We start from the raw sequence: 20,460 nt of genomic DNA, 5'->3' as shown, positions 1-20,460 counted from the left end.
TGGCCTCCTATTTATGCTTGAAATCATCAGACAGACCCCCCACGCAGGGCCCGCACCACTATAGTGAGATAAATTCGAATGTCAATTTGCCTAAAGTCTTGCTCCAGAAGGCTTTAACCGGACTTTTTCCTCGAAATTGACTGCCATTTACGCCTTTTATCCAACTTGTGCAATCAGCTATTAGGGGAAGGTGAACGCGTTGTCATTAGTAGCCTAACTGTCTATACTCGGCCACCGACCGCCAGGGGCTTTTGGGCCTGCTTTATTGGGGGTCGCATCCCTGGGTGGTGGTTACCTGACCAGTGCACTCCCCAACAACTTTGCCCTGATTGTTAGGGGCTCTTCAGTGTGAAAAAAAAGCCGTGAAAAGCCAACGACCTGTAAACCTAGACCTAAGGACCATCAAACTCCCCATCACCGGCGTTACGTCGTTTCTTCACCGTGTTTCCGGCATCATCCTCTTCCTGGGCCTTGGCTTCATGCTTTATGCATTGGGCAAATCCCTGGGTTCCGAGGAAGGTTTTGCCGAGGTGAAGGCATGCTTGACCAGCCCGCTGGCCAAGTTCGTAGCATGGGGCCTCCTGTCCGCTCTTCTGTATCACCTGGTAGCCGGTGTGCGCCACTTGATCATGGATATGGGCATCGGCGAGACGCTTGAAGGCGGCCGCCTGGGCTCGAAAATTATCATCGCCGTTTCCGTGGTGTTGATCGTTCTGGCAGGAGTTTGGATATGGTAACCAGCGTTACGAACCTTTCGYGTTCGGGCCTCTATGACTGGATGGCACAACGTGTGTCTGCGGTTGTTCTCGCGGCTTATTTCATCTTCCTGATCGGATACCTCGCGGCGAATCCGGGCATTGGCTACGGCCAATGGCATGGCCTGTTCGCCCACAACGGGATGCGTATCTTCAGTCTGCTGGCCCTTGTGGCCCTGGGCGCTCACGCCTGGGTCGGCATGTGGACCATCGCGACCGACTACCTGACGCCAATGGCGCTGGGCAAGTCCGCGACTGCAGTACGTTTCCTTTTCCAGGCAGTATGCGGCGTTGCGATGTTCGCTTACTTCGTCTGGGGTGTGCAGATTCTCTGGGGTATCTGATTCATGGCTAACATTCCAACGATTTCTTTCGACGCCATCATCATTGGTGGTGGCGGTGCCGGCATGCGCGCTGCGCTGCAACTGGCGCAGGGCGGTCACAAGACTGCCGTGATCACCAAGGTTTTCCCGACCCGTTCGCACACTGTATCTGCCCAGGGTGGCATCACCTGCGCCATCGCTTCGGCTGATCCGAACGATGACTGGCGCTGGCACATGTACGATACCGTCAAGGGTTCCGACTACATCGGTGACCAGGACGCTATCGAGTACATGTGTCAGGAAGGCCCGGCTGCCGTTTACGAGCTGGACCACATGGGCATGCCATTCTCGCGTACCGAGCAAGGTCGTATCTACCAGCGTCCATTCGGCGGTCAGTCGAAGGATTACGGTAAAGGCGGGCAGGCTGCTCGTACTTGCGCTGCGTCCGACCGTACCGGTCACGCGCTGCTGCACACCCTTTATCAGGGCAACCTGAAAGCCGGTACCGTGTTCCTGAACGAGTACTACGCTGTCGATCTGGTGAAGAACGGCGAAGGCGAGTTCGTCGGCGTGATCGCCATCTGCATCGAAACCGGCGAAACCACCTACATCCGTGCCAAGGCCACCGTACTGGCTACCGGCGGTGCAGGTCGTATCTACGCGTCCACCACCAACGCCCTGATCAACACCGGTGACGGCGTCGGCATGGCTCTGCGTGCTGGCGTGCCGGTACAAGACATTGAAATGTGGCAGTTCCACCCGACCGGTATCGCCGGCGCTGGTGTACTGGTTACCGAGGGTTGCCGTGGTGAAGGTGGTTACCTGATCAACAAGCACGGCGAGCGTTTCATGGAGCGTTATGCTCCGAACGCCAAAGACCTTGCAGGTCGTGACGTTGTTGCCCGTTCGATGGTTAAGGAAATCATCGCTGGTAACGGCTGCGGCCCGAATGGCGACCACGTAATGCTCAAACTCGACCACTTGGGCGAGGAAGTGCTGCACAGCCGTCTGCCAGGTATCTGCGAACTGTCCAAGACTTTCGCTCACGTTGACCCGGTTGTTGCTCCGGTTCCGGTTGTTCCGACTTGCCACTATATGATGGGCGGCGTTCCGACCAACATTCACGGTCAGGCAATCACCCAGAACGACGAAGGCGTCGACGAAATCATCCCTGGCCTGTTCGCAGTGGGTGAAGTGGCGTGCGTATCGGTTCACGGTGCCAACCGTCTGGGCGGCAACTCGTTGCTCGACCTGGTGGTATTCGGCCGCGCTGCCGGCCTGCACCTGGAAAAAGCACTGACCGACGGTATCGAATACGACGACGCCACCGACGCCGACATCAATGCGGCCCTGGCGCGTCTGTCTGCTTTGAACGAGCGTACCGAAGGCGAAGACGTGGCAACCCTGCGTCGCGAGCTGCAAAACTGCATGCAGAACTACTTCGGTGTATTCCGTACTGGCGAATACATGCAGAAGGGTATTGCCCAGCTGGCTGACCTGCGCAAGCGCATCGCCAACGTCAAGATCAACGATAAGTCGCAGGCGTTCAACACTGCACGTATCGAAGCTCTGGAGCTGCAGAACCTGCTGGAAGTGGCTGAAGCTACTGCCATCGCTGCCGAAGTACGTAAAGAGTCCCGCGGTGCTCACGCCCGTGAAGACTTCGAAGACCGTGACGACGAAAACTGGCTGTGCCACACCCTGTACTTCCCGGGTGACAAGCGCGTGACCAAGCGTGCTGTGAACTTCTCGCCGAAGACTGTTCCGACTTTTGAACCTAAGATTCGGACTTATTAAGGGTGGCCGCCATGTTGAAAGTCAGCGTTTATCGTTACAACCCTGATCAGGACGCCGCGCCGTTCATGCAGGAATTCTCGGTCGATACCGGTGGTAAAGACCTGATGGTGCTGGACGTGCTGGCCCTGATCAAAGAGCAGGACGAAGGTTTCTCCTATCGTCGCTCTTGCCGTGAAGGTGTATGCGGTTCCGACGGCATGAACATCAACGGCAAAAACGGTCTGGCGTGCGTTACGCCGCTGTCCGCCGTCGTAAAAGGTAACAAGTTGATCGTTCGTCCTCTGCCAGGTTTGCCGGTTATCCGTGACCTGGTCGTCGATATGAGCATCTTCTACAAGCAATACGAGAAGGTTAAGCCTTACCTGCAGAACGACACGCCGGCTCCGGCCATCGAGCGTCTGCAGTCCCCTGAAGAGCGTGAAAAGCTTGACGGTCTGTACGAGTGCATCCTGTGCGCTTGCTGCTCGACTTCTTGCCCGTCCTTCTGGTGGAACCCGGACAAGTTCCTGGGTCCAGCTGCTCTGCTGCAAGCTTATCGCTTCCTGGCAGACAGCCGCGACACCAAGACTTCCGAGCGTCTGGCTTCGCTGGATGACCCGTTCAGCGTATTCCGCTGCCGCGGGATCATGAACTGCGTCAACGTTTGTCCGAAAGGCCTGAACCCGACTAAGGCCATCGGTCACATTCGTAACATGCTTCTGCAAAGCGGCGTGTGATTCAGCTGTTGTACCCGTAAGACCGCTGTACCCGTAGATGCTACGGCGCAGGCTTCAACCGGCGCCGTAGTTTTAACCTGAGCAGCAGCTCACAAAGCTGCAGCTCTTATTTTGAAGAAATGAGACAAGCAGGGGCATCCGGGCTGGTACCCGGACTATCAGCGTGATCCTAAGTGGCTTGTTTTGGTCGCTGCATTCGGACTTCTGCAAGTTTGCTCGGTGTCGACGCCGGTGGTGTTCCCCTAACCGAGGGTGACCAAGCATGCAAGAAAGCGTGATGCAGCGCATGTGGAACAGCGCCTACCTGTCCGGTAGTAACGCTGCCTATGTGGAAGAGCTTTACGAGCTCTACCTGCACGACCCTAACGCTGTGCCAGAAGAGTGGCGCACCTACTTCCAGAAGTTGCCTGCTGACGGCAACACTGCCACCGATGTTTCGCACTCCACAATTCGCGATCATTTCGTCTTGCTGGCAAAGAACCAGCGCCGCGCCCAACCGGTTTCCGCCGGCAGCGTGAGCAGTGAGCACGAGAAGAAGCAAGTTGAAGTGCTGCGATTGATCCAGGCCTACCGTATGCGTGGCCACCAGGCAGCCCAGCTTGACCCGCTGGGGCTGTGGCAGCGTCCTGCACCTGCAGACCTGTCAATCAATCACTACGGCTTGACCAATGCCGATCTTGATACGACCTACCGTGCCGGCGACCTGTTCATCGGCAAAGAGGAGGCGAGCCTACGCGAAATTCACGAAGCGTTGCAGCAGACATATTGCCGCACCATCGGCGCTGAATTTACGCATATCACCGATTCCGAGCAGCGCCAGTGGTTCCAGCAGCGTCTGGAAAGCGTGCGCGGTCGTCCGACGTACTCCGCTGACATCAAGAGCCACTTGCTTGAGCGCGTGACCGCCGGCGAAGGCCTGGAAAAATACCTGGGCACCAAATACCCGGGTACCAAGCGTTTCGGTCTGGAAGGCGGCGAAAGCCTGATTCCGATGCTCGACGAACTGATCCAGCGTTCCGGCTCCTACGGCACCAAGGAAATCGTCATCGGCATGGCCCACCGTGGTCGTCTTAACGTGCTGGTCAACACCTTCGGCAAGAACCCGCGCGAGCTGTTCGACGAGTTCGAAGGCAAGAAGAAGGTCGAGCTGGGTTCTGGTGACGTTAAATATCACCAGGGCTTCTCGTCCAACGTGATGACCGCCGGCGGTGAAGTTCACCTGGCCATGGCGTTCAACCCGTCCCACCTGGAAATCGTTTCCCCGGTGGTCGAGGGGTCGGTTCGCGCCCGTCAGGACCGTCGTAACGATCCTACCGGTGAAAAAGTCCTGCCGATCTCCATCCACGGTGACGCTGCGTTCGCAGGTCAAGGCGTGGTCATGGAAACGTTCCAGATGTCGCAGACCCGCGGTTTCAAAACCGGCGGTACCGTGCACATCGTGATCAACAACCAGGTCGGTTTCACCATCAGCAACCCGCTGGACTCGCGTTCCACCGAGTACGCGACTGACGTTGCGAAAATGATCCAGGCACCGATCCTCCATGTGAATGGTGATGATCCGGAAGCTGTATTGTTCGTGACCCAGCTGGCCATCGACTACCGCATGCAGTTCAAGCGTGACGTGGTGATCGACCTGGTCTGCTACCGTCGTCGCGGCCACAACGAGGCCGACGAACCAAGCGGCACCCAGCCGATCATGTATCAGCAGATCACCAAACAGCGCACCACCCGTGAGCTGTATGCCGATCGCCTGACACAGAGCGGTGTGCTGGACGCAGAGCGTGTGCAGTCGAAAATCGACGAATACCGCAACGCACTGGACAACGGTCTGCATGTTGTAAAAAGCCTGGTCAAAGAGCCGAACAAAGAGCTGTTCGTGGACTGGCGTCCGTACCTGGGCCATGCCTGGACTGCGCGTCACGACACTCGTTTCGACCTCAAGACCCTACAGGAACTGTCCGCCAAGCTGCTGGAAATTCCAGAAGGTTTCGTGGTTCAGCGCCAGGTCGCAAAAATCTACGAAGACCGTCAGAAAATGCAAGCCGGCGGCCTGCCGATTAACTGGGGTTACGCCGAAACCATGGCGTACGCGACCCTGGCGTTCGAAGGTCACCCGATTCGCATGACGGGTCAGGACATCGGTCGCGGTACGTTCTCGCACCGTCACGCTGTCTTGCACAACCAGAAAGACGCGGGTACCTACATCCCGTTGCAAAACCTGTACAACGGCCAGCCACGTTTCGACCTGTACGATTCGTTCCTGTCCGAAGAAGCCGTACTGGCGTTCGAATACGGTTACTCGACCACCACGCCTGATGCGCTGGTGATCTGGGAAGCCCAGTTCGGCGACTTCGCCAACGGTGCCCAGGTGGTTATCGACCAGTTCATCACCAGTGGCGAACACAAGTGGGGCCGTCTCTGCGGTCTGACCATGCTGTTGCCGCACGGTTACGAAGGTCAGGGTCCTGAGCACTCCTCGGCACGTCTGGAGCGTTACCTGCAATTGTGCGCCGAGCACAACATTCAGGTAGCCGTACCGACTACGCCGGCTCAGATCTATCACTTGCTGCGTCGCCAGGTCATTCGCCCGCTGCGCAAGCCATTGATCGTTCTGACTCCGAAGTCGCTGTTGCGCCACAAACTGGCCATCTCGACGCTGGAAGATCTGGCCGAAGGTTCGTTCCAGACCGTGATCCCGGAAATCGATGCTCAAGATCCGAAAAAGGTCGAGCGCATTGTTCTGTGTAGCGGCAAGGTCTACTACGACCTGTTGGAAAAACGCCGTGCCGAAGGTCGTGACGACATCGCCGTCGTGCGTATCGAGCAGCTGTACCCATTCCCTGAGGACGACTTGAAAGAAGTCCTGGCTCCTTACACCAACGCCAAACATGCCGTTTGGTGTCAGGAAGAGCCGATGAACCAGGGTGCCTGGTACTGCAGCCAACACCACTTGCGTCGCAGCATCAGTACCCTCAACAAGTCTCTCGTACTCGAGTACGCGGGCCGTGAGGCTTCTGCTGCACCGGCATGTGGTTATGCATCGATGCACGCCGAACAGCAGGAAAAACTGCTGCAAGACGCCTTTACTGTTTAACGCCTTCGCGCACCTGAAACCGAATTTAAGGACTCACAGATAATGGCTATCGAAATCAAAGCCCCCACTTTCCCGGAATCGGTTGCCGATGGCACCGTTGCCACGTGGCACAAGCAACCGGGCGACGCCGTCAAGCGTGACGAACTGATCGTCGACATCGAAACCGACAAAGTCGTACTGGAAGTTCTGGCTACCGCTGATGGCGTGTTGGGCGCAATCGTCAAGGGCGAGGGCGAGACCGTCCTGTCCGACGAAGTTCTGGGCTCCATCGTAGAAGGCGGCGCTGCAGCCGCTGCTCCTGCTGCCGCTCCGGCCGCTGCACAAGCGGCTGCTCCAGCTGCTGATGGCGAAGACGATCCTGTTGCTGCACCGGCTGCTCGCAAGCTGGCTGAAGAAAACGGCATCAACATCGCTTCCGTTGCCGGCACCGGCAAAGGCGGTCGTGTGACCAAGGAAGACGTAGTAGCCGCTGTCGCTGCCAAGAAAGCCGCTCCGGCTGCCGCGCCTGCCAAGGCTGCTGCCCCGGCTGCCGCTGCTCCTGTGTTCGCCGCCGGCGACCGCGTCGAGAAGCGCGTACCGATGACCCGCGTTCGCGCTACCGTGGCCAAGCGCCTGGTAGAAGCTCAGTCGAACATGGCGATGCTGACCACTTTCAACGAAGTCGACATGACTGAAGTCATGGCCCTGCGTTCGAAGTACAAGGACCTGTTCGAGAAGTCCCACAACGGCGTACGCCTGGGCTTCATGTCGTTCTTCGTCAAGGCCGCTACCGAAGCGCTGAAACGCTTCCCGGCTGTCAACGCGTCGATCGACGGTGGCGACATCGTTTACCACGGCTACGCCGACGTCGGTGTTGCTGTTTCCAGCGACCGTGGTCTGGTTGTACCGGTTCTGCGTAACGCCGAACTGATGAGCCTGGCTGAAATCGAAGGCGGCATCGCCACCTTCGGCAAGAAGGCTCGTGACGGCAAACTGTCGATGGACGAAATGACCGGCGGCACGTTCACCATCACCAACGGTGGTACCTTCGGTTCGATGATGTCGACCCCGATCGTCAACCCGCCGCAAGCGGCTATCCTGGGCATGCACAACATTCTGCAGCGCCCTATGGCGATCAACGGTCAGGTCGTTATCCGTCCGATGATGTACCTGGCTCTGTCTTACGATCACCGTCTGATCGATGGCAAAGAAGCTGTGACCTTCCTGGTTACCATCAAGAACCTGCTGGAAGACCCGGCTCGTTTGTTGCTGGATATCTGATAGAAGCGGCTGCAGGTTTCAAGGTCCAGGCTGCACGAAAGGGCAGTCTGGCTTGAGGCTTGCGGCTTCAAGCTTGCCGCAAAAAAGAGGATTTTTTGAATGTCGCAGAAATTTGACGTAGTAGTGATCGGCGCGGGCCCTGGCGGCTACGTTGCTGCCATCAAAGCAGCCCAGCTGGGTCTCACCACTGCCTGCATCGAGAAGTACACCGACAAGGAAGGCAAACTGGCCCTCGGCGGTACTTGCCTGAACGTCGGCTGCATTCCATCCAAGGCGCTGCTGGACAGCTCCTGGAAGTTCCACGAAGCCCAAGACGGCTTCGCGATCCACGGTATCAACCACGCTGGCGTGACCATGGACGTGCCAGCAATGGTCGGCCGTAAAGCCAACATCGTCAAAGGCCTGACCTCGGGTGTTGCCACCCTGTTCAAGGCTAACGGCGTGACCTCGATCCAGGGCCACGGCAAACTGCTGGCCGGCAAGAAAGTCGAAGTCACCAAGCCTGACGGTTCGGTAGAAATCATTGAAGCCGAGAACGTGATCCTGGCTCCAGGTTCGCGTCCGATCGACATTCCGCCAGCTCCGGTTGACCAGAATGTGATCGTCGATTCGACTGGCGCACTGGAATTCCAGTCCGTACCTAAGCGTCTTGGCGTGATCGGCGCTGGCGTGATCGGTCTGGAACTGGGTTCGGTATGGTCCCGTCTGGGCGCTGAAGTCACTGTTCTGGAAGCCCTGGACACGTTCCTGATGGCTGCCGACGCTGCTGTGTCCAAAGAAGCTTTGAAAACCCTGACCAAACAAGGTCTGGACATCAAACTGGGCGCTCGCGTTACCGGTTCCAAAGTGAACGGCGACGAAGTCGTTGTGAACTACACCGATGCCAAAGGCGAGCAGAACATCACTTTTGACAAGCTGATCGTAGCCGTTGGTCGCCGTCCAGTGACCACTGATCTGCTGTCCGCTGATTGCGGCGTGACCCTGGACGAGCGCGGTTTCGTGCACGTTGACGATCACTGCGCCACCACCGTACCGGGCGTTTACGCTATCGGCGACGTGGTTCGCGGCATGATGCTGGCACACAAGGCCTCGGAAGAGGGCATCATGGTCGTCGAGCGCATCAAGGGCCACAAAGCCCAGATGAACTATGATTTGATCCCGTCTGTTATTTATACTCACCCGGAAATCGCGTGGGTCGGCAAAACCGAGCAGACCTTGAAGGCAGAAGGCGTTGAAGTTAACGTTGGCACCTTCCCGTTCGCAGCCAGTGGCCGTGCCATGGCTGCCAACGATACCGGCGGTTTCGTAAAAGTTATCGCCGATGCCAAGACCGACCGCGTATTGGGCGTCCACGTGATTGGCCCGAGCGCTGCAGAACTGGTTCAGCAGGGCGCGATCGGTATGGAATTCGGCACCAGCGCTGAAGACCTGGGCATGATGGTTTTCTCCCATCCGACCCTGTCTGAAGCCTTGCACGAAGCTGCTCTGGCAGTGAATGGCGGCGCCATCCACATCGCCAACCGCAAGAAGCGTTAAGACAATAAGAAACCACGGCGGAATGGCCCGTCGTGAGCCTTGCATGCAAGACTCACCGCGGAATATCCGCTGGACGCAGTCTTGCGTAGCTGCACCGGATGCCCGGAAAGGCTACGCAAGCAGCAGTCACAGGTGGTGCGGCACTTGAATGAGTGCAGCACCGAATGCGCAGTACCTAACGAAGACGGTAATAAGCATGAATCTTCACGAGTATCAGGGTAAGCAGCTGTTCGCTGAATACGGCCTGCCAGTTTCCACCGGTTATGCAGTAGACACCCCGGAAGCAGCAGCAGAAGCTTGCGACAAAATCGGCGGCGCCGAGTGGGTTGTCAAAGCCCAGGTCCACGCTGGTGGTCGCGGTAAAGCGGGCGGCGTAAAGCTGGTTCGCAGCAAAGAAGACGCTAAGGCATTCGCACAGCAGTGGCTGGGCAAGCGTCTGGTGACTTACCAGACTGACGCCAATGGTCAGCCAGTCACCAAGATCCTGGTTGAATCGTGCACTGATATCGCTAAAGAGCTGTACCTGGGCGCTGTCGTTGACCGTTCGAGCCGTCGTATCGTGTTCATGGCTTCCACCGAAGGTGGCGTGGACATCGAGAAAATCGCTCACGACACTCCAGAAAAAATTCTGAAAGCCACTATCGATCCACTGGTTGGCGCTCAGCCATTCCAGGGTCGCGAGCTGGCATTCCAGTTGGGTCTGGAAGGCAAGCAGGTTGCTCAGTTCGCCAAGATCTTCGTAGGTCTGGCCAAGCTGTTCAAGGATCACGACCTGGCTCTRCTGGAAGTGAACCCGCTGGTGATCAAGGCTGACGGCGATCTGCATTGCCTCGATGCCAAGATCAACATCGACGCCAACGCCATGTACCGTCAGCCTAAGCTGAAGACTTTCCACGATCCGTCGCAAGACGATCCGCGCGAAGCGCACGCTGCCAAGTTCGAACTGAACTACGTAGCACTGGAAGGCAACATCGGTTGCATGGTCAACGGTGCTGGCCTGGCCATGGGTACCATGGACATCGTCAACCTGCATGGCGGCAAACCAGCCAACTTCCTCGACGTGGGCGGCGGTGCTACCAAAGAACGCGTTACCGAAGCGTTCAAGATCATTCTGTCCGACACCAACGTCGCTGCAGTATTGGTTAACATCTTCGGCGGCATCGTTCGTTGCGACATGATTGCCGAAGGCATCATCGGCGCTGTGAAAGAAGTCGGCGTGAAAATCCCGGTTGTTGTTCGCCTTGAAGGCAACAACGCTGAGCTGGGCGCTAAAGTACTGGCAGAAAGCGGTTTGAACATCATCGCTGCTACCAGCCTGACCGACGCTGCTCAACAAGTTGTTAAAGCTGCGGAGGGCAAATAATGAGCGTCCTGATCAATAAAGACACCAAAGTTATCTGCCAGGGTATTACCGGTTCGCAAGGTAGTTTCCACACCCAGCAAGCGCTCGAATACGGCACCAAGATGGTTGGCGGCGTAACTCCGGGTAAAGGCGGCACCGAGCACCTGGGTCTGCCAGTGTTCAACACCGTGAAAGATGCTGTAGCTGCCACTGGCGCCACCGCCAGCGTGATCTACGTTCCAGCTCCTTTCTGCAAGGACTCCATCCTGGAAGCAGCATTCGGCGGCATCAAGCTGATCGTTTGCATCACTGAAGGCATTCCTACCCTGGACATGCTGGATGCCAAGGTCAAGTGCGACGAGCTGGGTATCACCCTGATCGGCCCTAACTGCCCAGGCGTGATCACTCCAGGCGAATGCAAGATCGGCATCATGCCAGGTCACATTCACTTGCCAGGCAAGGTCGGTATCGTTTCCCGTTCCGGCACCCTGACCTACGAAGCTGTGAAGCAGACTACTGACGCCGGTTTCGGTCAGTCGACTTGCGTCGGCATCGGTGGTGACCCGATCCCGGGTTCGAACTTCATCGACATCCTGAAGCTGTTCCAGGAAGACCCGAAGACCGAAGCGATCGTGATGATCGGCGAGATCGGCGGTTCGGCTGAAGAAGAAGCGGCTGCCTACATCAAGGCACACGTGACCAAGCCGGTTGTTTCCTACATCGCTGGTGTGACTGCCCCTGCGGGCAAGCGCATGGGCCATGCTGGCGCAATCATCTCTGGCGGCAAAGGCACTGCAGACGAGAAGTTTGCTGCCCTGGAAGACGCAGGCGTTAAAACCGTGCGTTCGCTGGCAGACATCGGCAAGGCTTTGTCCGAGCTGACCGGTTGGGCGATGAAGTAAGCCTCGCGCTTAATTCACGCTTCACCAAACAAAGGCCACCTTCGGGTGGCCTTTGTCGTTTCCGGGTGATCGTCCCCACGCTCTGCGTAGGAACGATCAATCATCGGTTGAACGCCCCAAGTCTTGTGGCAGCGGGCTTGCTCGCGAAGACGGATTTACAGGCATCCACCATTTACATGCATAAACGCGACACAGAAACGTCGCGTATCGGATAGTTCGCCCTCTAACAGTGCGTTTGTCGGGCAAATTCGTTAGGCTACTCGCCATTTTTGCGTCCGCGTCCCACAAGGTTGCTACGCGCTAAAGGGTCAGTCCTATACGGACCGACAGCATTTCCCTCACCCCCAAGGGAAGTCCCTCTCTAAATTCCGATTCAGTAGTGTGGTATTTCCTTAATGAAAGTGTTGAAAGGCCAGGACATCCTGGCACTTGGTTTTATGACGTTTGCCCTGTTTGTCGGGGCTGGCAACATCATCTTCCCGCCTATCGTCGGTTTGCAGTCCGGGCCTAATGTCTGGATGGCGGCGCTGGGCTTTCTGATCACCGCAGTCGGTTTGCCGGTGGTCACGGTGGTTGCGCTGGCAAAAGTCGGCGGGGCAATGGATGCCCTGAGCAGTCCTATCGGCAAAATCGCCGGTGGCCTGCTGGCTGCCGCGTGCTACCTCGCCGTCGGCCCGTTGTTCGCGACACCACGTACCGCTACCGTATCGTTCGAAGTAGGCCTGGCGCCGTTGACCGGCGAGAGCCCGTTGGCGTTGTTTATCTACAGTGCCGTGTACTTCCTTGTGGTGTTCTTCATCTCGCTCTATCCGGGCCGTTTGCTGGATACCGTCGGACGTTTCCTCGCGCCGCTGAAGATCATCGCCCTGGCCGCGCTTGGTATCGCCGCGTTTGCATTGCCTGCCGGTGATATCGGCATGGCCACGCCTGAATATGTGGCGGCACCGTTCTCTCAGGGCTTCATCAATGGTTACTTGACCATGGATACCCTGGGCGCGCTGGTGTTTGGCATTGTCATCGTCAACGCGATCCGTTCCCGCGGTGTGGAATCGCCGGCGCTGATTACCCGTTACGCGATCATTGCCGGCCTGATTGCCGGCGTGGGCCTGGCGCTGGTTTATGTCAGCCTGTTCCGCCTCGGTTCGGGCAGCCATGAAGTGGCCGCCGGTGCAACCAACGGCGCGGCCGTGTTGCACGCCTACGTTCAACACACCTTCGGTTCGTTGGGCAGTGGTTTCCTGGCGGTGCTGATCTCGCTGGCCTGCCTGGTGACGGCGGTCGGCCTGACCTGTGCCTGCGCCGAGTACTTCAGCCGCGTGTTGCCACTGTCCTACAAGACCCTGGTCATCATCCTGGCGGCGTTCTCCTTGCTGGTGTCCAACCTGGGACTCACCAAGCTGATTGCGTTCTCGATCCCGGTACTGACCGCGATTTACCCGCCGTGCATCGCCCTGGTGGCGCTGAGCTTCTGCAAGGACTTCTGGCATGAGCAGGGCCGCATTGTCGGTCCGGTGATGCTGGTGTCGTTCATCTTCGGCCTGATCGACGCGCTCAAGGGCGCCGGTCTGGCAGACTGGATGCCGACTCAGCTGTCCCATTTGCCGCTGAGCGAGCAGGGCCTGGCGTGGCTGGTGCCATCGGTCATGACCCTGGTCGTCGCAGTGGTTTGCGATCGTCTGCTGGGCAAGCGCGAAGAAGTGCTGGCTTAAGTCGCGCAATGGCCCGCCACAAGCGGGCTGTCACGCTGAAACAGAAATGCCCCGTATCAATCGATACGGGGCATTTTTTATGGGCGTCAGGCAGTGTCTTTTTCCTTGAGCTAACGTCGAAGCACTACCTGTAGGAGCAAGGCTTGCCCGCGATGGCGATTTCCAAGGCCCTATCGCGGGCAAGCCTTGCTCCTACGGGGATTACCAATGCCAACGTCTCACAAGGAATTGCATGTCGTTCATCCACGCCAACCTGATCCACATCCTCGCCGCGCTCTGGTTTGTCATCTGCTGGGGTGGTTACACCCGCTATGCCTCGTGGAAGGGCCGCGACACCGCGTGCCTGGCCAGTGTGTTGCACCTTTACCGGGAAGACTGGATGCGTCGCATGTTGCTGCGCGATAACCGCATTGCCGACGCCAGTGTGATCGGCAACCTGGAGCGCAACGCTTCGTTCTTTGCCTCCAGCACATTGATTATCCTGGCGGGTATTTTGACGGTACTCGGTGCTTCCGAAAGAGCAGTGTCGTTACTGGCGGATATCCCGATGGTGCAGCAGGCGTCCCAGGGCATGTCCGAAATCAAGTTGCTGTGCCTGGCAATGGTGTTTGTCTACGCGTTCTTCACGTTCAGCTGGTGCATGCGTCAGTACAACTTTGCGGCGATCCTGATTGGCTCGGCGCCGATGGTGGGTGAGCGCCATGTGTCCGAACAGGAGCGCAAAGCCTTTGCTGCCCGAGCGGCTCGCGTTATCTCGATGGCGGCGAACCAGTTCAACTTTGGCCTGCGTTCCTATTACTTCGGCATGACCATGCTGGCCTGGTTTGTCAGCCCGTGGTTGTTCATGTTGATGAGTGCCGGCGTGGTGCTGGTGTTGTATCGCCGGGAATTCCATTCCGACGTGCTCGACGTGATGGTCTATACCCCTACAGAGGCCCCCTTGCCCGAGGCGAACAAAGAGGCCGCTTGATGAGTATTCCGTTCTGGTGTGTGTTTATCAGCGCATTACTGATTTACGTGGCCCGCATGCCGGTGGCCAAGGCGATGAAAGAGCAGGGTGGTTACAACAATCACTCGCCACGCCAGCAACAGGCACAACTTACCGGTTTCGGCGCCAGGGCGGTGGCCGCGCATCAAAACTGTTTTGAGGCATTCATATTGTTTGCGGTGGGCGTGTTGATGGCGCATACCACACAAACTGCAGGATGGTTGATCGATGTGTTGGCGATCATTTTTGTGATCACACGGGTTATTTACTTGCTGTGTTACTGGGGGGATTTGGCCTGGCAGCGCAGTCTGGTCTGGTTTGTGGGTTTCGTCTGTTCGTTGTTACTGATGATTAGTCCGACTTTTAGAAGCGTTTTGCTCTAACGCAGCAAATCACAAATAAAAGAAAACCCGCACTTGGCGGGTTTTCTTTTGTCACGCTAAAAACTGTTTTAGTTTTTAGGTGCTTCTTTTGCAGCAGCTTCGTTCGATTCAGCCTGAGCTTTGGCAGCTTCGGCGTTTTCTTTTGCCGCGTCGTTCACTTTATCCTGAGCTTTGCTCATATCTTGCTGAGCTTGCTCAGCATGTTTGGCAGCATCTTGAGCTTTGTCCTCGGATTTTTTATCGCAGGCAGCGAGACCGAGGGTAGCGGTCAACATCAAGGCAATAGCTAAAGTCTTACGCATGGGGTGTTTCTCCTTATGGAAATAACTACTGGCCTTTCGAGCACGCTCCATAGCGTTAAGTTCCTCAATTCGTTCAGATATATAAGTTTGTTAGGTGATGGAACTTTTCCCCGCTGACGAGCTACTTTGACCGAACATTAAGAAGAGTTTTAAACACATGGCCGAAAACCCCGTTTTTGAGCGTGCGACGCGATTCCTGTCGGCGCTGCGTCATTGTCAGGTCCTCGGGCTGCGGGTTCACAGCGCCAGCAGTGACGGACTAACGGTCATCTTGCCTTACAGTCCGCAAATCGTGGGGAATCCAGAAACCGGGGTCATTCATGGCGGGGCGTTGACATCGTTGATGGATACCGCGTGCGGTATGTCGACACTGTGTGTGCTGCCCGAATTCGAAGTCTGCCCGACCCTCGATTTGCGCATCGATTACATGCATGCCGCCGAGCCACATAAAGATGTCTACGGCTTTGCCCAATGCTATCGGGTGACCACTGACGTGATCTTCGCTCGCGGCTTTGCCTATCAGGATGATCCCGAGCAACCTATCGCTCATGTTGTCGGTACATTCATGCGCATGGGCAAAGGCATTAAGGGCACCAAAAGTTTTGGCGGCGCGATTGCCGGAGGTGCGCAATGACGGACGCTTTCAAGGAACAACTTCAACTGGCCCATGAGCAGGGTGACTACGCCTCGCTGCTGCACCTGATTCCTTACGCCAAACTGATCGGCGTCGAATGTTCGCGGGTAGGGGATGACCTGCTGTTTCGCCTGCCGGCCAACAAGGACAACATTGGCAACCCTTTATTGCCGGCGATTCATGGCGGCGTGATCGCCGGGTTCATGGAACTCTCGGCTGCGCTGCACTTGCTGATTTTTACCGGCTCACCGGGTGTGCCGAAAATCATCGACTTCTCCCTCGACTACCTGCGCGCCGGGCAGTTTCGCGATACCTGGGCCAAATGTCAGGTTTGCCGGCAGGGGCGCCGGGTCGCCAACGTGGCCGTGACGGCCTGGCAAAGCACCGAATCCGAGCCCATTGCCACGGCCCGCGCGCATTTCAAAATTGAAGAGCCCTTGAAATCCTGAACACAGCCCCCAACTCTGATGACATCCCGCCGCCGACCCTCAAGGTCGCGGCTTAGCCATCTGATTGGAGTTTGATGACCATGAGTGTGGAAACTCAAAAGGAAACCCTGGGCTTCCAGACCGAGGTGAAGCAGCTGCTGCACCTCATGATCCATTCGCTGTATTCCAACAAGGAAATTTTCCTTCGCGAATTGATCTCGAACGCCTCTGACGCTGTCGACAAATTACGTTTCGAAGCCCTGTCCAAGCCTGAGTTGCTGGAAGGTGGCGCCGAACTGAAAATCCGTGTGAGCTTCGACAAAGACGCCAAAACCGTCACCCTCGAAGACAACGGCATTGGCATGACCCGCGAAGACGCGATCACCCATCTGGGCACTATCGCTAAATCCGGTACCGCCGATTTCATGAAACACCTGTCCGGCGATCAGAAGAAAGATTCGCACCTGATCGGCCAGTTCGGTGTGGGTTTCTACTCTGCATTCATCGTCGCCGACAAAGTCGACGTGTTCAGCCGTCGTGCCGGTGATGCGGCCAGCGAAGGCGTGCACTGGTCGTCCAAGGGCGAAGGCGATTTCGAAGTCGCCACCGTTGAGAAAGCCGAGCGCGGCACTCGCATCGTCCTGCACCTGAAGTCCGGTGAAGACGAATTCGCCGATGGCTGGCGTCTGCGCAACATCATCAAGAAGTACTCCGACCACATCGCGCTGCCGATCGAGTTGCCCAAGGAAGCGGCCGCCGCAGAAGGCGAAGAGCAGCCAGCCGTTGAGTGGGAAACCGTCAACCGTGCCAGCGCCCTGTGGACTCGTCCTCGCACTGAAGTGAAAGACGAGGAATACCAGGAGTTCTACAAACACGTCGCTCACGATTTCGAGAACCCRCTGAGCTGGAGCCACAACAAGGTCGAAGGCAAGCTCGAATACAGCTCGCTGCTGTACGTGCCCGCCCGTGCTCCGTTCGATCTGTACCAGCGTGAAGCGCCGAAAGGCCTGAAGCTGTACGTGCAACGCGTGTTCGTGATGGACCAGGCTGAGTCGTTCCTGCCGCTGTATCTGCGCTTCATCAAAGGCGTGGTCGATTCCAACGACCTGTCGCTGAACGTGTCGCGGGAAATCCTGCAGAAAGACCCGATCATCGATTCGATGAAGTCGGCGCTGACCAAGCGCGTTCTGGACATGCTGGAAAAACTGGCGAAGAACGAGCCTGAGCAATACAAGAGCTTCTGGAAGAACTTCGGTCAGGTCATGAAAGAAGGCCCGGCAGAAGACTTCGCCAACAAAGAGAAAATCGCTGGCTTGCTGCGTTTCGCCTCGACCAATGGTGAGGAAGGCGAGCAAGTGGTTGGCCTGGCCGAATACCTGGCTCGCGCCAAGGAAGGTCAGGACAAGATTTACTACCTGACCGGCGAAACCTACGCGCAAGTCAAAAACAGCCCGCACCTGGAAGTCTTCCGCAAGAAAGGCATCGAAGTGCTGCTGCTGACCGATCGTATCGACGAGTGGCTGATGAGCTACCTCAACGACTTCGACGGCAAGAGCTTCGTTGACGTGGCGCGCGGTGACCTCGACCTGGGCAATCTGGACTCGGAAGAGGACAAGAAAGCCGCAGAAGAAGTCGCCAAGTCCAAAGAAGGTCTGGTTGAACGTCTGAAAACCGCACTGGGTGACTCGGTTGCTGAAGTACGGGTTTCCCATCGTTTGACCGATTCCCCGGCGATTCTGGCCATCGGCGAGCAGGACCTGGGCATGCAAATGCGTCAGATCCTGGAAGCCAGCGGTCAGAAGGTTCCGGACTCGAAGCCGATCTTCGAATTCAACCCGGCCCACCCACTGATCGAGAAGCTCGACAACGAGCAGAGCGAGGAGCGTTTCGGCGACCTGTCGCACATTCTCTTCGATCAGGCGGCACTGGCTGCCGGTGACAGCTTGAAAGACCCGGCCGCCTACGTGCGCCGTCTGAACAAGCTGCTGGTTGAACTGTCGGTTTAACTGCGTTGTAAAAAAACCCGCTTCGGCGGGTTTTTTTCATTCTGGTGCCTTTTGCTGGGAGAGAGTCATGAGTCAAATCACTGTTCGTACAGTCGTTTATCAAATTGATGGCCACTCGTATGAAAGCCGCCTGGCTTTCGACGCCGACCACAAAGGCCCGCGCCCGGGCTTGCTGATGGCGCCGAACTGGATGGGTGTGAGCGCCGGGGCCGAAGTGATTGCCAAGACGGTGGCGTCCAAGGGGTACGTGGTGCTGATCGCGGATGTGTACGGTCAGTCGGTTCGCCCGCAGAACGGCGACGAGGCGGGCGCGGCGATGATGCCGCTCAAACATGACCGTCCGTTGTTGCGCAAGCGCCTGCAGGCGGCGTTTGAACAACTGAAAAATCAGGACGAGGTGGCGGTCGATACCTCGAAACTGGCGGCATTCGGTTTTTGCTTCGGTGGTTGCTGCGCCCTGGACCTGGCACGCACGGGGGCACCGTTGAAAGCGGCGGTGTCGTTCCATGGCACGCTGGACTCGCCAAATCCGGCGGATGCCAAAAACATCAAGGGCTCGGTGCTGGTGCTGCACGGTGCCGCCGATCCATTGGTGCCCAAGGAGCAACTGCCGGCATTCGAAGCGGAAATGAATGCGGCGGGTGTGGACTGGCAATTGCTGAGCTACGGCGGGGCGGTGCATTCCTTTACCGATCCGCATGCCAATGTGCCAGGCATGATGATGTACGACGCGAAGATCGCTGCACGGGCGTTTACGTCGATGCACAATTTGCTGGATGAAGTGTTTAAAGGCTGACCACTGATTTTCGGATCGTTCCCACGCTCTGCGTGGGAACGCCTCTAGGGACGCTCTGCGTCCAGTGACGCGGAGCGTCACGGGCTGCATTCCCACGCAGAGCGTGGGAACGATGATGCGTGGGAACGATCGAAAAGCTAAGGCAGTTCGATCCGCTCGCTTTCTCCCGGCACTGTCGGCCAATCCCCGGCCGCCCAGCGCCGCCGCGCTTCATCGATGGCCGCCGGATCGCTGGCCACAAAATTCCAGTTGATCCGCCGTGGCCCGTCCAGCGGCGCGCCGCCGAACAACACGGCGTGGCAGTCGCTTTCGGCGAACAGGGTCATTTCTTCCCCCGCAGGCAACACCACCAGCGAATTCACCTCCAGCGTGTCGCCATTCAGCTGCGCTTCACCGCTCAAGACATACAACGCACGCTCTTCATGTTCGGTGGGAATCAGCAGTGTGGTCGCCGTTTGCAGGTTCAGTTCCGCGTACAACGTAGGGGACAGCACTGGCACCGGCGACTCCAGGCAAAAGCCTGCCCCGGCAATCATCCGGATCTTCACGCCAAGGTTATCGCTGACCGGCAAGGTGGCCGCCGGGTGATGGCTGTAGTGGCCTGGACCCTGCTCATGGTCCTTGGGTGAGGCCAGCCAGATCTGCAAGCCGTGCATCGTAAAGCCGCTCTCCTTCAATGCCATAGGCGTGCGCTCTACGTGGGCAATTGCGCTGCCGGCAGTCATCCAGCTGACATCACCGGCGCTCACCACCTGGTCGGAGCCGAGACTGTCCTTGTGCTGGATTTGCCCTTCGAACAAGTAGGTGAGGGTCGACAGGCCGATGTGCGGATGTTGTCGGATATTCATGCCTTTGCCCGCCGGATAAACGGTTTCGAGCATGTGGTCAAAAAACACGAAAGGCCCGACACTGCGGCATTTGGCGGACGGCAACGGGCGAAATATCGGCTGGCCTTCTACATCTTCGGCGCGGGGGCGGATCACGAGCGGAGTGTTCATGCTGCATTCCAGGCTGAGCGGGTGATGCGTGGAGCATAACCCGCTTGCGCAGCCCTTGCCGCTATTGGCTGAACGCCCCTTCGGACAAGTGGGTTTCGATGCTGACGTCAGTGGTCGTCATCAGTTTGTGGACCGGGCAACGGTCGGCCACGCGATGCAGTTCTTCGCGTTGCGCATCGGTGAGCACGCCTTTTAGGGTCAGTTTGACGTGCAGGGCGTATTTGCCTTTCTGCTCTTCGCTGTTGTCGCGTTTGACCTCGACGGTGACGCCGGTCAATGGGATGTCCTTCTTCTTGGCGTACATCTTCAGGGTCAGGGCTTTGCAGGCACCCAGAGCGGCATCGAAATAATCGTGGGGTTCTGGCGCCGAGCCCTCGCCGCCGGAAGTGGTCGGCACATCGGCAAACAGTTCATGGTCATCAATCTGCACACTGTGACGAAAACCTTCGGCGGAAACGGTATTGACGGTAACGGTCATGGAAAGCCTCCCA

The 20,460-nt window shown here is 57.5% G+C and carries 19 protein-coding genes; 16 read left to right on the top strand and 3 right to left on the bottom strand.

Annotated elements, in window-relative coordinates; all coding sequences use genetic code 11:
• Positions 1–362: 362 nt before the first annotated feature.
• The 12 genes from sdhC (at position 363) to AC1D2P_RS03055 (ending at position 14,805) form a co-directional block, all read left to right on the top strand.
• A complete protein-coding gene (sdhC, locus tag AC1D2P_RS03110) occupies positions 363–737 on the top strand; it encodes a succinate dehydrogenase, cytochrome b556 subunit (RefSeq protein ID WP_015096190.1) in 375 nt (124 codons plus the stop codon).
• The gene (gene sdhD, locus AC1D2P_RS03105; protein WP_477811302.1) at positions 731–1,099 is read left to right on the top strand and encodes a succinate dehydrogenase, hydrophobic membrane anchor protein; all 369 of its coding nucleotides are present in this window, start codon (positions 731–733) and stop codon (positions 1,097–1,099) included. The genes sdhC and sdhD overlap by 7 nt, the downstream gene beginning before the upstream one ends.
• A gap of 3 nt (positions 1,100–1,102) precedes the next feature.
• Positions 1,103–2,875: a succinate dehydrogenase flavoprotein subunit gene (gene sdhA / locus AC1D2P_RS03100; protein WP_046032886.1), complete on the top strand. Its 1,773-nt coding sequence runs from the start codon at positions 1,103–1,105 to the stop codon at positions 2,873–2,875.
• Between the two features lie 11 nt (positions 2,876–2,886).
• Positions 2,887–3,591, top strand: coding sequence for a succinate dehydrogenase iron-sulfur subunit (locus AC1D2P_RS03095; protein WP_046032887.1), 705 nt, complete (start codon positions 2,887–2,889; stop codon positions 3,589–3,591).
• A 262-nt stretch (positions 3,592–3,853) separates the two neighbouring features.
• Entirely contained in the window at positions 3,854–6,685 is a 2,832-nt protein-coding gene (locus AC1D2P_RS03090) for a 2-oxoglutarate dehydrogenase E1 component (RefSeq protein WP_046032888.1), read from the top strand.
• Between the two features lie 42 nt (positions 6,686–6,727).
• Complete coding sequence (gene odhB / locus AC1D2P_RS03085; protein ID WP_046032889.1) at positions 6,728–7,945, top strand: 2-oxoglutarate dehydrogenase complex dihydrolipoyllysine-residue succinyltransferase; 1,218 nt, start codon at positions 6,728–6,730, stop codon at positions 7,943–7,945.
• Positions 7,946–8,044: 99 nt separating this feature from the next.
• Positions 8,045–9,481: a dihydrolipoyl dehydrogenase gene (lpdA, locus tag AC1D2P_RS03080; RefSeq protein ID WP_046032890.1), complete on the top strand. Its 1,437-nt coding sequence runs from the start codon at positions 8,045–8,047 to the stop codon at positions 9,479–9,481.
• A gap of 196 nt (positions 9,482–9,677) precedes the next feature.
• Positions 9,678–10,844, top strand: coding sequence for an ADP-forming succinate--CoA ligase subunit beta (gene sucC / locus AC1D2P_RS03075; protein ID WP_477758466.1), 1,167 nt, complete (start codon positions 9,678–9,680; stop codon positions 10,842–10,844).
• On the top strand, positions 10,844–11,725 hold the full coding sequence (gene sucD, locus AC1D2P_RS03070) for a succinate--CoA ligase subunit alpha (RefSeq protein WP_109786438.1): 882 nt from the start codon (positions 10,844–10,846) through the stop codon (positions 11,723–11,725). Before sucC ends, sucD begins: the two co-directional genes overlap by 1 nt.
• A 395-nt stretch (positions 11,726–12,120) precedes the next feature.
• Complete coding sequence (brnQ, locus tag AC1D2P_RS03065; RefSeq protein WP_046032892.1) at positions 12,121–13,434, top strand: branched-chain amino acid transport system II carrier protein; 1,314 nt, start codon at positions 12,121–12,123, stop codon at positions 13,432–13,434.
• 232 nt (positions 13,435–13,666) lie between these two features.
• On the top strand, positions 13,667–14,404 hold the full coding sequence (locus AC1D2P_RS03060; RefSeq protein ID WP_046032893.1) for a DUF599 domain-containing protein: 738 nt from the start codon (positions 13,667–13,669) through the stop codon (positions 14,402–14,404).
• Positions 14,404–14,805 (top strand): MAPEG family protein, encoded by a 402-nt coding sequence (locus AC1D2P_RS03055; protein ID WP_046032894.1) that lies wholly within the window; start codon positions 14,404–14,406, stop codon positions 14,803–14,805. Before AC1D2P_RS03060 ends, AC1D2P_RS03055 begins: the two co-directional genes overlap by 1 nt.
• Positions 14,806–14,873: 68 nt before the next feature.
• Here AC1D2P_RS03055 and AC1D2P_RS03050 read toward each other — a convergent pair whose 3' ends face one another.
• Positions 14,874–15,107 carry a hypothetical protein gene (locus AC1D2P_RS03050; RefSeq protein ID WP_046032895.1) on the bottom strand — a complete coding sequence of 78 codons (234 nt, stop codon included), beginning with the start codon at positions 15,105–15,107 and terminating at the stop codon, positions 14,874–14,876.
• Between the two features lie 157 nt (positions 15,108–15,264).
• Between AC1D2P_RS03050 and AC1D2P_RS03045 the strand changes: the two genes are divergently transcribed.
• The 4 genes from AC1D2P_RS03045 (at position 15,265) to AC1D2P_RS03030 (ending at position 18,971) form a co-directional block, all read left to right on the top strand.
• On the top strand, positions 15,265–15,741 hold the full coding sequence (locus AC1D2P_RS03045; protein ID WP_046032896.1) for a PaaI family thioesterase: 477 nt from the start codon (positions 15,265–15,267) through the stop codon (positions 15,739–15,741).
• Entirely contained in the window at positions 15,738–16,190 is a 453-nt protein-coding gene (locus AC1D2P_RS03040) for a PaaI family thioesterase (RefSeq protein WP_046032897.1), read from the top strand. Before AC1D2P_RS03045 ends, AC1D2P_RS03040 begins: the two co-directional genes overlap by 4 nt.
• Positions 16,191–16,270: 80 nt before the next feature.
• The gene (htpG, locus tag AC1D2P_RS03035; RefSeq protein ID WP_046032945.1) at positions 16,271–18,175 is read left to right on the top strand and encodes a molecular chaperone HtpG; all 1,905 of its coding nucleotides are present in this window, start codon (positions 16,271–16,273) and stop codon (positions 18,173–18,175) included.
• A gap of 67 nt (positions 18,176–18,242) precedes the next feature.
• Positions 18,243–18,971: a dienelactone hydrolase family protein gene (locus tag AC1D2P_RS03030; protein ID WP_477758465.1), complete on the top strand. Its 729-nt coding sequence runs from the start codon at positions 18,243–18,245 to the stop codon at positions 18,969–18,971.
• Positions 18,972–19,108: 137 nt separating this feature from the next.
• Here AC1D2P_RS03030 and AC1D2P_RS03025 read toward each other — a convergent pair whose 3' ends face one another.
• A complete protein-coding gene (locus AC1D2P_RS03025) occupies positions 19,109–19,969 on the bottom strand; it encodes a pirin family protein (RefSeq protein ID WP_477758464.1) in 861 nt (286 codons plus the stop codon).
• Between the two features lie 61 nt (positions 19,970–20,030).
• Positions 20,031–20,447 carry an OsmC family protein gene (locus AC1D2P_RS03020; protein ID WP_477758463.1) on the bottom strand — a complete coding sequence of 139 codons (417 nt, stop codon included), beginning with the start codon at positions 20,445–20,447 and terminating at the stop codon, positions 20,031–20,033.
• Positions 20,448–20,460: the final 13 nt, after the last annotated feature.

This window comes from Pseudomonas sp. P1_F1_2 (assembly GCF_056405815.1).
Note: the sequence above shows the minus strand (reverse complement) of the source record. Positions and strands in the feature narration are given on the sequence as shown.

Bases quoted from the DNA above. Each gene is read 5' to 3' on its own strand.
- sdhA (WP_046032886.1), top strand. From the start codon at position 1,103: ATGGCTAACATTCCAACGATTTCTTTCGACGCCATCATCATTGGTGGT.
- AC1D2P_RS03095 (WP_046032887.1), top strand. From the start codon at position 2,887: ATGTTGAAAGTCAGCGTTTATCGTTACAACCCTGATCAGGACGCCGCG.
- AC1D2P_RS03090 (WP_046032888.1), top strand. From the start codon at position 3,854: ATGCAAGAAAGCGTGATGCAGCGCATGTGGAACAGCGCCTACCTGTCC.
- odhB (WP_046032889.1), top strand. From the start codon at position 6,728: ATGGCTATCGAAATCAAAGCCCCCACTTTCCCGGAATCGGTTGCCGAT.
- lpdA (WP_046032890.1), top strand. From the start codon at position 8,045: ATGTCGCAGAAATTTGACGTAGTAGTGATCGGCGCGGGCCCTGGCGGC.
- sucD (WP_109786438.1), top strand. From the start codon at position 10,844: ATGAGCGTCCTGATCAATAAAGACACCAAAGTTATCTGCCAGGGTATT.
- brnQ (WP_046032892.1), top strand. From the start codon at position 12,121: ATGAAAGTGTTGAAAGGCCAGGACATCCTGGCACTTGGTTTTATGACG.
- AC1D2P_RS03060 (WP_046032893.1), top strand. From the start codon at position 13,667: ATGTCGTTCATCCACGCCAACCTGATCCACATCCTCGCCGCGCTCTGG.
- AC1D2P_RS03055 (WP_046032894.1), top strand. From the start codon at position 14,404: ATGAGTATTCCGTTCTGGTGTGTGTTTATCAGCGCATTACTGATTTAC.
- AC1D2P_RS03050 (WP_046032895.1), bottom strand. From the start codon at position 15,107: ATGCGTAAGACTTTAGCTATTGCCTTGATGTTGACCGCTACCCTCGGT.
- AC1D2P_RS03045 (WP_046032896.1), top strand. From the start codon at position 15,265: ATGGCCGAAAACCCCGTTTTTGAGCGTGCGACGCGATTCCTGTCGGCG.
- AC1D2P_RS03040 (WP_046032897.1), top strand. From the start codon at position 15,738: ATGACGGACGCTTTCAAGGAACAACTTCAACTGGCCCATGAGCAGGGT.
- AC1D2P_RS03030 (WP_477758465.1), top strand. From the start codon at position 18,243: ATGAGTCAAATCACTGTTCGTACAGTCGTTTATCAAATTGATGGCCAC.
- AC1D2P_RS03025 (WP_477758464.1), bottom strand. From the start codon at position 19,969: ATGAACACTCCGCTCGTGATCCGCCCCCGCGCCGAAGATGTAGAAGGC.
- AC1D2P_RS03020 (WP_477758463.1), bottom strand. From the start codon at position 20,447: ATGACCGTTACCGTCAATACCGTTTCCGCCGAAGGTTTTCGTCACAGT.